General features: G+C 59.4%; 9 protein-coding genes. 4 read left to right on the top strand and 5 right to left on the bottom strand.

The features are described from left to right. Window positions 1-165 precede the first annotated feature (165 nt). Both GQ39_RS27270 and msrA read left to right on the top strand, forming a co-directional pair. Window positions 166-2,859, top strand: coding sequence for a putative bifunctional diguanylate cyclase/phosphodiesterase (locus tag GQ39_RS27270; protein WP_047539209.1), 2,694 nt, complete (start codon window positions 166-168; stop codon window positions 2,857-2,859). Window positions 2,860-2,958: 99 nt separating this feature from the next. After that, window positions 2,959-3,606, top strand: coding sequence for a peptide-methionine (S)-S-oxide reductase MsrA (gene msrA / locus GQ39_RS27265; RefSeq protein WP_047539206.1), 648 nt, complete (start codon window positions 2,959-2,961; stop codon window positions 3,604-3,606). A 123-nt stretch (window positions 3,607-3,729) separates the two neighbouring features. On the opposite strand, the gene GQ39_RS27260 is transcribed toward msrA, so the two are convergent. From GQ39_RS27260 to putP, 3 genes are all read right to left on the bottom strand, one after another. Beyond that, the gene (locus tag GQ39_RS27260) at window positions 3,730-4,569 is read right to left on the bottom strand and encodes a 23S rRNA (adenine(2030)-N(6))-methyltransferase RlmJ (RefSeq protein ID WP_047536580.1); all 840 of its coding nucleotides are present in this window, start codon (window positions 4,567-4,569) and stop codon (window positions 3,730-3,732) included. 79 nt (window positions 4,570-4,648) lie between these two features. Further along, the gene (locus GQ39_RS27255) at window positions 4,649-4,972 is read right to left on the bottom strand and encodes a hypothetical protein (protein WP_047536578.1); all 324 of its coding nucleotides are present in this window, start codon (window positions 4,970-4,972) and stop codon (window positions 4,649-4,651) included. Window positions 4,973-5,457: 485 nt separating this feature from the next. Further along, window positions 5,458-6,942, bottom strand: a complete 1,485-nt coding sequence (gene putP, locus GQ39_RS27250) for a sodium/proline symporter PutP (RefSeq protein ID WP_047536576.1) — start codon at window positions 6,940-6,942, stop codon at window positions 5,458-5,460. Between the two features lie 462 nt (window positions 6,943-7,404). On the opposite strand from putP, the gene putA reads away from it, so the two are divergent. After that, window positions 7,405-11,358, top strand: a complete 3,954-nt coding sequence (putA, locus tag GQ39_RS27245; protein WP_047536575.1) for a trifunctional transcriptional regulator/proline dehydrogenase/L-glutamate gamma-semialdehyde dehydrogenase — start codon at window positions 7,405-7,407, stop codon at window positions 11,356-11,358. An 84-nt stretch (window positions 11,359-11,442) separates the two neighbouring features. Here the strand turns inward: putA and GQ39_RS27240 are convergent, their stop codons facing one another. After that, a complete protein-coding gene (locus GQ39_RS27240; RefSeq protein ID WP_047536573.1) occupies window positions 11,443-11,877 on the bottom strand; it encodes a hypothetical protein in 435 nt (144 codons plus the stop codon). After that, window positions 11,874-12,641, bottom strand: coding sequence for a hypothetical protein (locus tag GQ39_RS31020; protein WP_152614023.1), 768 nt, complete (start codon window positions 12,639-12,641; stop codon window positions 11,874-11,876). The genes GQ39_RS27240 and GQ39_RS31020 overlap by 4 nt, the downstream gene beginning before the upstream one ends. 260 nt (window positions 12,642-12,901) lie before the next feature. Here GQ39_RS31020 and GQ39_RS27230 point away from each other — a divergent pair, with 260 nt between their 5' ends. Next, window positions 12,902-14,704 (top strand): acyl-CoA dehydrogenase, encoded by a 1,803-nt coding sequence (locus GQ39_RS27230; RefSeq protein WP_047536571.1) that lies wholly within the window; start codon window positions 12,902-12,904, stop codon window positions 14,702-14,704. Window positions 14,705-14,759: the final 55 nt, after the last annotated feature.

Genomic DNA, 14,759 nt, shown 5'->3' with positions numbered 1-14,759 from the left:
CCTGACGCCGATTGAAGAAATCTTCACTTCGAAGGACATATTCTTATAGCACTTGGCCTTCATGTCTCTTGTCAGTCGGTATCGCAATGATGCAACCTTGTGGCAGGCAACAGTAAAGGGGCGAAAGCCCGGCGCATTCAGCAAATTCGAAGCGAGTTTCCCTCCATGAAAAGCCAACCCGATGCCGCCAGCCGTATGGTGGCCGAGGTAGTGACGCAGTTGCCTGTGCCCTCGCGGCTCGGCATGCTGCGTTTCGAACGGCTGAATGAAGCAAGCTGGGCGCTGCTGTTTCTTGATCCCAATTGCGAACGCCAGTTCGGCCTGCCGGCCATGGAGCTCTGCGCTCTGGTCGGCTCGCCCTACGCCAGCCTGATGGAGCCGGAAGCGCGCTATCAATTGCATGATGCGATCCAGCACCAACTGAGCGATAACTCGCACTACCTGATCCGCTACACCCTGCACACCGCCTCCGGCTCGCTGAACCTGCTGGAAATGGGCGAACCCTACAAACAACATAATCGACACCTGCTGCGCGGTTACCTGCTGGTGATCGACGGCCTGTTCGAAGATGACCCCTTGCTGCCGGCACTGGATCTGGAAAACCAGAACTCGCGCCTGCAAATCGCCCTGGAACTCAACCAGCGCGCCCAGCAGGAACAACTGCAGCATCTGGAACGGGCGCGCGCCCAGCAGGACCTGATCCTGCTGCTGACCCGCCAGCGCTACAGCAGCAACAATTCCCTGCAAGAAGCCGCCGAGCTGATTACGCGCAGCGCCTGTGATATCTACGCAATCGACTGCGCCAGCCTGTGGAACCTGGAAGGCTCGATGCTGGTGCCCATCTCGGCCTATCACCGCACCAGCGGGGAATACCTGCTGCCGGCGCCCATCGACGCCAGCCATTTCCCCGACTACCTTGAAGCCTTGCAAACCGGCCGCGCCATCGATGCCCACAACGCCATTCGCGACCCGCGCACCCGGGACATGGCCGAAAGCCTGCTCCCGCGCAATGTCAACGCGATGCTCGACGCCAGCATTCGGGTCGATGGCCAAGTGGTCGGCGTACTGTGCCTGGAGCAATCCGGTGCGACCCGCCTCTGGCAGTCGGACGAAATCGCCTTTGCCGGCGAACTGGCCGATCAGTTCGCCCAGGTCATCAGCAATCACAACCGGCGCACCGCCACCAGCGCGCTGCACCTGTTCCAGCGGGCGGTCGAGCAAAGTGCCAACGCCTTTTTGCTGGTCAATTGCGATGGGGTGGTGGAGTACGTCAACCCCAGCTTCACCGCGATCACCCAGTACAGCACCGAAGAAGTCCATGGCCAGCGGCTGTCGGAACTGCCGGCCCTGGAAAACCTCAGCGAACTGTTGTTCGACGCGCCCTCGGCGCTGGCCAAGAGCAACAGCTGGCAAGGCGAATTCAAGAGCCGGCGCAAAAACCTCGAACCGTACTGGGGCCAGCTGTCGATTTCCAAGGTCTACGGCGACAATCGCGAGCTGACCCATTACATCGGCATCTACGAAGACATCACCCAGACCAAGCTCGCCCAGCAACGCATCGAGCGCCTGGCCTACACCGACAACCTGACCAACCTGGGCAATCGCCCGGCGTTCATCCGCAACCTCGACGAACGCTTCGCCCGCGATGCCGACACCCCGATCAGCCTGTTGCTGGTGGACATCGATAACTTCAAGCGGATCAACGACAGCCTCGGTCACCAGACCGGCGACAAACTGCTGATCAGCCTGGCCCGACGCCTGCGCAACAGCCTTATCCCGAGTGGCAGCCTGGCGCGTTTTGCCAGTAACGAATTCGCCGTGTTGCTGGACAACAGCGACCTGGCGACAAGCCAACAAGTGGCCAATCAACTGCTGGCAACCCTCGACAAACCCATGTTCGTCGACAACCAGTTGATCAGCGTGACCGGCTCCGTGGGCCTGGCCTGTGCGCCACTGCACGGACGCGACCCGCAGACCCTGATGCGTAACGCCGGCCTGGCGCTGCACAAGGCCAAGGCCAACGGCAAACACCAGGTGCAAGTGTTCACCGAAGCCCTGAACGCCGAGGCCAGCTACAAGCTGTTCGTTGAAAACAACCTGCGCCGCGCCCTGACCCAGAACGAACTCGATGTGTTCTACCAGCCCAAGCTGTGCCTGCGTAGCGGTCGCCTGCTGGGGATGGAAGCGCTGCTGCGCTGGAATCATCCGGAAAAAGGCATGATCCGTCCGGACCAGTTCATCAGCGTGGCCGAGGAAACCGGCCTGATCATTCCCATCGGCAAATGGATCGCGCGCCAGGCCTGTCGCAAGAGCAAAGAGCTGACCGCCGCGGGCATGGGCAATCTTCAGGTGGCGATCAACCTGTCGCCCAAACAGTTTTCCGACCCGGACCTGGTGGCCTCCATCGCCAACATCCTCAAGGAAGAGGCGCTGCCCGCCCACTTGCTGGAACTGGAACTGACCGAAGGCCTGTTGCTGGAGGCCACCGAAGACACCCACCTGCAACTCGACCAACTCAAGCGCCTGGGCCTGACCCTGGCCATGGACGACTTCGGCACCGGCTATTCGTCGCTCAGTTACTTGAAAAAATTCCCCATCGACATCATTAAGATCGATCGAAGCTTCATTCACGAAATCCCGGACAACCAGGACGACATGGAAATCACCTCCGCGGTGATCGCCATGGCCCATAACCTGAAACTCAAGGTCGTGGCTGAAGGCATCGAGACCGCCCAGCAACTGGCCTTCCTGCGTCGCCATCGCTGCGACGTTGGCCAGGGCTACCTGTTCGACAAACCGATCCCGGGCTCCGAGCTGATCGAAAAGCTCCAACGCTACCCGCGCGGCCCGACCGCCTGACAGCACACCTGGCCCCACAGGGTTAGTGCGTAAATGGACGGTATTGGGCACACTGGCGGTCTGATTATTGACATCTCAACCTGACTGAGAGGACTGATGATGGTTCTGCGCTCGGAAATTCTGGTGAACAAAAACGTGCTCCCTACTAAAGAACAAGCTCTGCCCGGCCGCGAAACCCCGATCAAGGTGCCGGACGAACACTTCGTCAACCACAACCCGCTGCTGGGTCCGTTCCCCGGCAACGTCGAGTTCGCCATCTTCGGCCTGGGCTGTTTCTGGGGCGCGGAGCGTCGGTTCTGGCAGCGTGAAGGCGTGTACAGCACCGCCGTGGGTTATGCCGGCGGTTTCACGCCGAACCCGACGTACGAAGAAGTCTGCTCGGGCCTGACCGGCCACAGCGAAGTCGTGCTCGTGGTCTACGAGCCGGAAAAAGTCAGCTACGAAGAGCTGCTGAAGATGTTCTGGGAACTGCACAACCCGACCCAGGGCATGCGCCAGGGCAACGACATCGGCACCCAATACCGTTCGGTGATCTACGCCATCAAACCAGAGCAACTGGAAGCGGCGAAGAAGAGCGCGCAGGTGTTCCAGGCCGAACTGACCAAGGCCGGCAAAGGCATCATCACCACCGAAATCGATGAAGCCCCGACCTTCTACTACGCCGAGGCGTATCACCAGCAATACCTAGCGAAAAACCCTGAAGGCTATTGCGGGATTGGCGGTACCGGCGTGACTTGCCCGATTTAATCGGCCAACAAACCTGTAGGAGCGAGCCTGCTCGCGAAAAACCCGGTTGCACCGCGAAGCATCCGGGTTTACGCGTTATCGTTCACAACCTTCGCGAGCAAGTTCGCTCCTACAGGTACAGAGTCAACTCTCGGCAATCAACCAATCCATGCGCCACCCGCCCTGGGTCTGCCCGAGCTTCTCGGACAACCACGGCAGCAACTCACGCAACTCTTCCTCCAGCCCCCACGGCGGATTGGCAATCGCCAGCCCGGAACCGTTCAGGCTGTTTGGCGTATCCAGCGGATGCACCAGCAACTCCACGCGCAGCAACTTCGGCGCGCCCGTACCGGCCAGGTCCTGATAGAAACGGCGCAACGCACGCTGGTCCTTCACCGGGTACCAGATCGCCGCCACGGTTTGCCGCATCCGGCCAATCGCCTCTTTCAAGGACGCCGCGCAGCGCTGCATCTCGTCGAGCTGTTCGAACGGCGGGTCGATCAACATCACCGCGCGCTTCTCCGGCACCGGCAGCATTGCTCGCGAAACATGCCAACCCTCGCCCAAGTGCACCTTGACCCGACGATCGCCGGCCATGTTGTCCTTGAGCAATACGCCGTCTTCCGGGTGCTTCTCATTGAGCAAAACACGATCCTGCGGACGGGTCAGACGCCGCGCCAACTCCGGCGAGCCCGGGTAATAGCGCAACTGGCCATCCGGGTTCATTTCGTGCAGCACCTGCATGTAATCGGCGGTCAGGAGCGGCAGGTCCGGCTGATCCCACAAACGCGCGATGCCCTCCAGGTACTCACCGGTACGACTGGCCTGATCGCCCTGGAGGTCATACAGACCAATGCCGGCGTGGGTGTCGAGATAGGCAAACGGCTGCTCCTTGCGCGACATCAGGGCGATGAGGCGGGTCAAGGTCAGGTGTTTGAACACATCGGCGTGATTGCCGGCATGGAAGGCGTGACGATAATTCATGGCTGCTCCTGCGAAGGCCGGGAAGTTTACCTTTTACCGGCCGGCAAGTCAGGGGTTGGCGACAGAGCGGCCCCCTACACTACAGCGGTGACCGAGCCCGCAACCGCCGCCCAACCACATCCAGCACATCGCAGCCATCGCGCAACGAAATGGCGCAGAGCAAGGCAAAGTCGCTGAGGATAAAGGACTCGCACTCGATCGAACCGCGCATGGACAGGTTTTCAAGCACCTGGGTGACGGCGCGAATGCGATGGTTAGCCGCGTCATACAAAACATCGAGCGGCGCGTGGGTGTCGACGAACAGTGTGGGCATATCGGTGCAGTTGCTGGTCAATGCCATGAAGCGATTGTCGGGATGGGGGATCGGCTTTTCGTAGGGTGGATCGGGATGAATGGCTTTCATTTTTTATCCTCTGGTAGAAGCGGGGCTACCATCGGCCTTCCTACAGGCTTGGGTGGCAGCCATACGCGGGGTAGGAATATCGAGACCAGAGAACTCGACCACGCCGAAGCGTGCCCGCGCACAGCCGCCGCAACAGATCTTACGGACGCACGTTAGTGGCCGCAATTCAGGTGTCGACGCCAAAGCGTTTCAACTGGTCTTGACGGGTTCCTACACCCCATCACTGAATGGTCAGTGACCGCCAAAGACTACCCATGAAACCGACGCGCCAACAGTTCACGAAAACCGTTACGTTTTGAAGGAAATGTCCGAAGACCTTGCCCGGAAATTTCGTGCGCCTGACGTTGCAGTGAACCCAGACCTGCAGCATGACCGACCTGAACTCAAGGTAGACCGGCCAGATCCCAACCCTCAAAAAAAACGGCCCGCCTCCAGTAGGAGACGGGCCGTATCGGTGGATAGAGCTGAGACTCAGCCCACGCTTATCACTTGTTCAAACGGAAATCTGCCTCGGCAGCAGCGAAGCGCGAAAGCATGCCGCTAGTCGGGTTACCCAGTTTGCTGACGATGTAGATCGCCAGGCTGGCGAAGATGAAACCAGGGATGATTTCGTACAGGCCCAGCAGTTCGAAGTGTTTCCACACGATCACTGTGATCGCGCCGACCAGGATACCGGCCAGTGCGCCGTTGCGGGTCATGTCTTTCCAGATCACCGAGATCAGCACGACCGGACCGAATGCAGCACCGAAACCGGCCCAGGCATAGCTCACCAGGCCCAGTACGCGGTTGCTCGGGTTGGCCGCCAGACCGATCGCGATCAGGGCAACCAGCAGCACCATGGCACGGCCGACCCAGACCAGTTCAACCTGGGAAGCGCTTTTACGCAGGAAGGTTTTGTAGAAGTCTTCGGTCAGGGCGCTGGAGCACACCAGCAGCTGGCAGCTCAGGGTGCTCATCACGGCCGCCAGGATCGCCGACAGCAGGACACCGGCCACCCATGGGTTGAACAGGATTTTCGCCAGTTCGATGAACACGCGCTCATGGTTTTCGGTGACGGCACCGGCCACTTCAGGGTGAGCCGAGAAGTAAGCGATACCGAAGAAACCTACCGCAACGGTGCCGCCCAGGCACAGGATCATCCAGGTCATGGAGATGCGACGGGCATTGGCAATCGATTTGACCGAATCCGCCGCCATGAAACGCGCGAGGATGTGCGGCTGGCCGAAGTAACCCAAGCCCCAGCCCATCAGCGAGATGATGCCGATGAAAGTCGTGCCCTTGAGCATGTCGAAGTTGCTTGGATCTTGCGCTTCGATGGCCAGGAACGTGGTATCGACGCCACCGGTAGCCAGCAGCACGATGATCGGCGTCAGCAACAAGGCGAAAATCATCAGGGTGGCTTGTACGGTGTCCGTCCAGCTCACTGCCAGGAAACCGCCCACGAAGGTGTAGGCAATCGTCGCCGCAGCACCGGCCCACAGCGCGGTCTCGTAGGACATGCCGAAGGTGCTTTCGAACAGACGGGCACCGGCCACAATGCCGGAAGCGCAGTAGATGGTGAAGAACACCAGGATCACGACCGCAGAGATGATCCGCAGCAGCCCGCTTTTATCTTCGAAACGGCTGGCGAAGTAGTCCGGCAGCGTCAGGGCATCGCCGTTGTGCTCGGTCTGCACGCGCAGACGGCCGGCGACGAACAGCCAGTTCAGGTAGGCACCGATGATCAGGCCGATGGCGATCCAGCTTTCGGACAGACCGGACATGTAGATGGCGCCCGGCAGGCCCATCAACAACCAGCCGCTCATGTCGGATGCGCCCGCGGACAGTGCCGTGACGACGCTGCCCAGGCTACGACCGCCGAGAATGTAGTCAGAAAGGTTGTTGGTGGAGCGATAGGCCATGAAGCCGATCAGCACCATGGCTGCGATGTAGATCACGAACGTGATCAGGGTTGGGTTGCTTACGCTCATTAAGTTACGCCCTGGCTTTGTTTTTATGTAGCGGCGGCTGGTGAACCGCTCGCAAACGATGACGTTTGACAGACGATCCGGGATCCCGCGCATTTATGACTGATGTTTCCCCAGGAAAGCCATCAGCCGGTGCACCAGCCTTTATGACTGGTTGCACCTTGGGGCGCGAATGCTATTCAACAAAGTAAATAAGGTGCAACCCATTTCTGGAGAATTAGTTGCACCTAATCGGATTTTCAGCAAAAGCAGGCCTTTTTGCTCCCTTTTAGCGCAGTAGATACGACGCGATAGAAGCAAAAGCACCAAGCAGGCACAGTACGTTCGTACCAGAATTTATTTCCTGACGAGCTGCTGAATATTCCGACAAAAAAAGGGTTGCACCCGGTTGCACCTCTTTCGGCGCACGGCTAATCTTGCCGCCAGCTGATGCCACGCAGTCGTGGCAAACATGAGGATAAAAACATGGCTACCACCACCCTTGGGGTCAAACTTGATGACCCGACCCGCGAACGCCTCAAGGCGGCCGCGACCTCGATTGATCGCACGCCGCACTGGCTGATCAAGCAGGCAATTTTCAATTACCTGGAGAAACTCGAGGGTGGTGCAACCCTGACCGAGCTGAACGGTTTGACCAGCAAGGACGCTGACGACACGGGCGAAGTCCATGTCGACCACGCGCACCAGTGCTTCCTCGAATTCGCCGAAAGCATCCTGCCGCAATCGGTGCTGCGCGCCTCGATCACCGCCGCTTACCGTCGTCCGGAACCGGAAGTGGTGCCGATGCTGATCGAGCAGGCTCGCCTGCCGGCGCCAATGGCCGAAGCCACCAACAAACTCGCCGCCTCGATTGCCGAAAAACTGCGCAATCAGAAGAGCGCGGGCGGTCGTGCCGGCATCGTTCAAGGCCTGCTGCAGGAATTTTCCCTGTCGTCCCAGGAAGGCGTGGCGCTGATGTGCCTGGCCGAAGCGCTGCTGCGCATCCCGGACAAAGGCACCCGTGACGCACTGATCCGCGACAAGATCAGCACCGGCAACTGGCAGCCACACCTGGGTAACAGCCCTTCGCTGTTCGTCAACGCCGCGACCTGGGGCCTGTTGCTGACCGGCAAACTGGTCTCTACCCATAACGAAACAGGCCTGACCTCGTCCCTGAGCCGCATCATCGGCAAGAGCGGCGAACCGATGATCCGCAAGGGCGTCGACATGGCGATGCGCCTGATGGGCGAGCAGTTCGTCACCGGTGAAACCATCGCCGAAGCCCTGGCCAACGCCAGCAAGTTCGAAGCCAAGGGCTTCCGTTACTCCTACGACATGCTCGGTGAAGCCGCGCTGACCGAACACGACGCCCAGAAGTACCTGGCCTCGTACGAACAAGCCATCCACTCGATCGGCAAAGCGTCCCACGGTCGCGGGATTTATGAAGGCCCGGGCATCTCGATCAAGCTGTCGGCCTTGCACCCGCGCTACAGCCGCGCGCAATACGAGCGCGTGATGGACGAGCTGTACCCGCGCCTGCTATCGCTGACCCTGCTGGCCAAGCAGTACGACATCGGCCTGAACATCGACGCCGAAGAAGCCGACCGCCTCGAGCTGTCGCTGGATCTGCTCGAGCGCCTGTGCTTCGAGCCGCAACTGACCGGCTGGAACGGCATCGGCTTCGTGATCCAGGCTTACCAGAAGCGTTGCCCGTACGTGATCGACTACGTGATCGACCTGGCTCGCCGCAGCCGTCATCGCCTGATGATCCGCCTGGTAAAAGGTGCGTACTGGGACAGCGAAATCAAACGCGCCCAGGTCGAAGGCCTGGAAGGCTATCCGGTCTACACCCGCAAGGTGTACACCGACGTGTCCTACATCGCTTGCGCACGCAAACTGCTGTCGGTGCCGGAAGTCATCTACCCGCAGTTCGCCACGCACAACGCCCACACCCTGTCGGCCATTTATCACATCGCCGGTCAGAACTATTACCCAGGGCAGTACGAGTTCCAGTGCCTGCACGGCATGGGTGAACCGCTGTACGAACAGGTCGTAGGCAAGGTCTCCGAAGGCAAGCTGAACCGTCCGTGCCGCGTGTACGCTCCGGTCGGTACTCACGAAACCCTGCTGGCGTACCTGGTACGTCGCCTGCTGGAAAACGGCGCGAACACTTCGTTCGTCAACCGCATTGCCGACCAGTCGATTTCGATTCAGGAGCTGGTGGCCGATCCAGTGGCCAGCATCGAGCAGATGGCGACGCTGGAAGGCGGCTTCGGCCTGCCGCACCCGCGCATTCCGCTGCCGCGTGATCTGTATGGCGCCGAGCGCGCCAACTCCAGCGGCATCGACATGGCCAACGAACATCGCCTGGCCTCCCTGTCCTGCGCCCTGCTGGCGACCGCGCACAACCACTGGAAAGCCGCGCCGATGCTCGGTTGCGCCTCCAGCACTGAAACCCCTGCGCCGGTGCTGAACCCATCCGATCTGCGTGACGTGGTCGGCCACGTGCAGGAAGCGACTGTCGAAGACGTCGACAACGCCATCCAGTGCGCGCTGAACGCTGCGCCGATCTGGCAGGCCACACCGCCTGCCGAGCGCGCCGCGATCCTGGAACGCGCCGCCGACTTGATGGAAGGCGAGATTCAGCCGCTGATGGGCCTGCTGGCTCGCGAAGCCGGCAAGACCTTCGCCAACGCCATCGCCGAAGTGCGTGAAGCCGTGGACTTCCTGCGTTACTACGCAGTGCAGGCGCGCAACGATTTCACCAACGACGCGCACCGTCCGCTGGGCCCTGTCGTGTGCATCAGCCCGTGGAACTTCCCGCTGGCAATCTTCAGTGGCCAGGTCGCCGCTGCACTGGCGGCCGGCAACCCGGTATTGGCCAAGCCTGCGGAACAAACCCCGCTGGTCGCCGCTCAAGCCGTGCGCCTGCTGCTCGAAGCCGGGATTCCGGAAGGCGTGCTGCAACTGCTGCCGGGCCGCGGCGAAACCGTCGGTGCCGGCCTGGTGGGCGATGATCGCGTCAAGGGCGTGATGTTCACCGGTTCCACCGAAGTCGCTCGCCTGCTGCAACGCAACATCGCCGGCCGTCTCGACAACCAGGGCCGTCCGATTCCGCTGATCGCCGAAACCGGTGGCCAGAACGCGATGATCGTCGACTCTTCGGCACTGACCGAACAAGTGGTGATCGACGTCGTTTCGTCGGCCTTCGACAGCGCCGGCCAGCGTTGCTCGGCCCTGCGGGTACTGTGCCTGCAGGAAGATTCCGCCGACCGCGTCATCGAAATGCTCAAGGGCGCCATGGCTGAAAGCCGCCTCGGCAACCCCGAGCGCCTGTCCGTGGACATCGGCCCGGTGATCGACGCCGAAGCCAAGGCCGGCATCGAGAAGCACATCCAGGCCATGCGCGACAAAGGTCGCAGCGTGTACCAGGTGGCCATCGCCGATGCCGAAGAAATCAAGCGCGGCACTTTCGTGATGCCAACGCTGATCGAACTGGAAAGCTTCGACGAACTGCAACGGGAGATCTTCGGCCCGGTACTGCACGTGGTTCGCTACAAGCGCAAAGACATCGATCAACTGATCGGCCAGATCAACGCCTCCGGCTACGGCCTGACCCTGGGCGTGCACACCCGCATCGACGAGACCATCGCCAAGGTGATCGATAACGTCAACGCCGGTAACGTCTACGTCAACCGCAACATCGTCGGTGCCGTGGTGGGCGTCCAGCCGTTCGGCGGCGAAGGCTTGTCGGGTACCGGTCCGAAAGCCGGTGGTCCGCTGTACCTGTACCGCCTGCTGTCGACGCGTCCTGCCGATGCGATCGAACAATCCTTCGCCCGTGGCGACGCCATCGCAGCACCGGACGTTCGCTTGCGCGAATCCATGAGCAAACCGCTGACCGCCCTGAAAGCCTGGGCCGACAGCAACAAGCTCGCCGACCTGAGCACCCTGTGCGCGCAGTTCGCCGCCCAATCGCAAAGCGGCATCACCCGCCTGCTGGCCGGCCCGACCGGCGAGCGCAACAGCTATGCGATCCTGCCGCGCGAGCACGTGCTGTGCCTGGCGGAAGTCGAAGGCGATCTGCTGACGCAACTGGCAGCGGTATTGGCGGTAGGCGGTTCGGCGGTATGGCCGGAAGCCGAGCTGACCAAGGCCTTGTTCGCACGCTTGCCGAAGGACATTCAGGCGCGCATCAAGCTGGTTTCCGACTGGAACAAGGATGAAGTGGTGTTTGATGCGGTTCTGCATCATGGCCATTCCGATCAGTTGCGTGCGGTCTGCCAACAAGTGGCCAAGCGTGCCGGCGCCATCGTTGGCGTGCAGGGTCTGTCGCAAGGTGAAACCAACATTGCGCTGGAGCGCCTGGTGATTGAGCGCGCATTGAGCGTCAACACCGCCGCAGCGGGTGGTAACGCCAGCCTGATGACCATCGGTTAAACAGTGTAAGCAACGGAAATCACGATTACGGAAAAGGAGAGCTTGCTCTCCTTTTCCGTTTTATATGTGACTTAAAACCGGCTATCAACGGGGCCGCTGACAGACTCCAAACCGCCACAAACTCCACCCCTTTACCATCTCGGAAACCAAAATTAAAACCACCATTAGAATAGGGTTGTAATCAGGAAAAAACTGAGCGCCCATTAGCAAAATCGAAACGGACGGAACAAGAAAAAACAGCCTGAGCGGTATTTGTAAATAACTTACCCACTTAGCCTCATCTCTCCTCGCAAAAAACAAGAAACAGCTAACAATTATTGAGAGTTGCAGTACCCAACTCAAAAGCACCTGAAATAGACCATGATCCGATAATAACGCCAGCGTACTGATCCCATCCGCCAGATAAGGTACTTTACCATTTCGTAGAGAACCGATGATGTACCAAATGAGGTACAAAGCATCGAATCCACCCCATACAAAAACTACTATCGTCTTGATTTTTCCATTTTCAATTATCATTTCTCGCCTGTTTTCCGCTCATAAACAGTATCGGCTGTGGCGGGAACCCAATGCCAAGACTTACCTGTCACCTGCCACTCATCATCGGCCTCCAGGAATCGCTGTTTTATATGCCGTATGGCTCCGTAGGCATGGATCGCCGAGTGAGTTTCGAAAGAACGCTCGTCGTCATCGAGCGGTATCCACTCCTGCACTATAGTTCGAGTAGTGTTTGCAAAATCCTTTCCATCAGAAAAAATCAAACGCCCTTCATCGGCTAATGTTCCTGCCCTATTTATAATTACAGCAAGGGTGTTATTTACGCTGTCATAGTCAATATCTTTGGTCACCCACTTTCCAGATCCTGACTCAAATTTAGGTTTATTTTGAGTTGGCCTCAGCATTTCAGGTAATTTCAAAAGAGACCCTTCTGCCACCTGCTCACTCTTGCTCTCTGTTCGCCGAAGCGAAAAACCAGCCAATGAAAACTCCTTCCCGGTCAAATGTGAATATGTTCCGAAGCAGTCTTCGCTCAGCGGGCTGAATGGATCATCGGAAACCAGAAGCCAATCGCCGCATTTAACCTTTTCAAGAATTCTGGCTCTGTCAGGCTCGTACAGACAATCGACGATAGAGGAACCGCACGCCTTGATCAGGTCAGTCAGTCCCGATATTTCCATTGGACGGAAAAGGGAGTTCTCCACTGTTGCCGACGCAAAGAAGGGGCTTTCAATGTGAGCAAGGCTGTATTTTTTCATCTCACTACAGGGGATTAGTCTTTCCATTTCGTCACCACAGCTGGAATAGGCAGTTTTTTGTGCCATCACGACAGGGCTTGATACCGCACCAACTCGTTTTTTGATGTCGCCCGATTCCTCTTATTGCGTAAGAAACTTCGTATGCCTCACTCAGTACACACGTCCCACCCATAAAGTCAGCGCCACACCGTCGACGTGTTTGCCCCTCCATCACCCTCATCAATCATCCTGTTCAGCCTTTATTCCCACGCCTAGACTCGGCCCATCCCAATAAAAGGTAGGTCGCCATGTCCGAGACGTTGCTCAGTTCCCGCAATCTGGCTTTCGAGCTGTATGAAGTCCTCGATGCCGAGGGCCTGACCCAGCGTGAGCGTTTCGCCGAGCACAATCGCGAAACCTTCGATGCCGCGCTTGGCACCGCCCGCAATATCGCCGAGAAGTTCTTCGCCCCGCACAACCGCAAGGGTGACGAGAACGAACCGCGCTACGAGGACGGTCAGGCGATTCTGATTCCGGAAGTGAAACCGGCGGTGGATGCCTTTCTTGAAGCCGGCTTCCTCAATGCGGCGCGCAGTTTCGAAGCGGGCGGCATGCAACTTCCGACACTGCTGTCCCAGGCCTGCTTCGCGCATTTCCAGTCGGCCAACGCGGCGTCGACCTCGTACCCGTTCCTGACCATGGGCGCGGCGAACCTGATCGAAAGCTTCGGTACCGAGGAGCAGAAGCACCGCTTCCTGCAACCGATGATCGACGGCCGCTTCTTCGGCACCATGGCCCTGACCGAACCCCATGCCGGCTCATCGCTGTCCGATATTCGGACCCGGGCCGAACCGGCGCCTGACGGCACTTATCGACTCAAGGGCAACAAGATCTTCATTTCCGGTGGCGATCACCCGCTGTCGGAAAATATCGTGCACATGGTGCTGGCCAAGCTGCCGGACGCACCGGCCGGGGTGAAAGGCATTTCGCTGTTTATCGTGCCCAAGTTTCTGGTCAACGATGACGGCAGCATCGGTCAGCGTAACGACGTTTTGCTCGCCGGGCTGTTCCACAAGATGGGCTGGCGCGGCACTACGTCCACGGCGCTGAACTTCGGCGATAACGGCGAGTGTGTCGGCTATCTGGTGGGCAAGCCGCACCATGGCTTGAGCTACATGTTCCAAATGATGAACGAGGCACGGATCGGTGTCGGCATGGGCGCGGTGATGCTCGGTTATGCCGGTTACCTGTACTCGCTGGAGTACGCCCGCGAGCGGCCCCAGGGTCGCGTACCGGACAGCAAGGACCCGAACACCGCGCCGGTGGCGATCATTCAGCACGCCGACGTCAAACGCATGTTGCTGACCCAGAAGGCTTACGTCGAAGGCTCGTTCGACCTCGGGCTGTACGCCGCACGACTGTTCGACGACACCACCACCCTGGAGACCGAAGCCGAGCGCAAGCAGGCCCATGAACTGCTGGATTTGTTGACGCCGATCGTCAAATCCTGGCCGTCGGAGTTTTGCCTGAAGGCCAACGAACTGGCGATCCAGATTCTCGGCGGCCACGGCTATACCCGCGAATACCCGGTGGAGCAGTACTACCGCGACAACCGCCTGAACCCGATCCACGAAGGCACCCACGGCATTCAGTCGCTGGACTTGCTGGGGCGCAAACTGGCACAAAACGGTGGCGCAGGGCTCAAGCAATTGATCCGCCTGATCGCCGACACCGGCAAACGTGCACACGCGTTTGAATCGCTGACCGCACTGCGCGAGCCGCTGGAGCAACTGGTGGCGCGCCTGCAGGCCGTGACCATCGGCCTGCTGACCGATCTGGCCCAGGGCAAGGTCAACAGCAGCCTGGCGAACTCGGCGCTGTACCTGAAAGTGTTCGGGCATACGGTGATTGGCTGGCGCTGGCTGGAACAGGCGATCCGCGCCGAGGAAGGACTGGCCAAGGGCAACGCGGCGGATGTGAGCTTCTATAAAGGCAAGCTGCAAGCGGCGCGGTACTTCCTGACCTGGGAAGTGCCGGCTTGCCATCATGAACTGACAATTCTTGAGGCTCGGGATGATGTGTGCCTGGGCATGCAAGATGAGTGGTTCTGATCCCAGCCTTGTGCTGTAGCTGACATCCTTTCGCTGGCAAGCCAGCTCCCACAGG

It is taken from the genome of Pseudomonas sp. 11/12A, assembly GCF_000800055.1.
Lineage (GTDB): Bacteria > Pseudomonadota > Gammaproteobacteria > Pseudomonadales > Pseudomonadaceae > Aquipseudomonas > Aquipseudomonas mohnii.
This window is presented reverse-complemented; position numbering and strand designations above follow the sequence as displayed.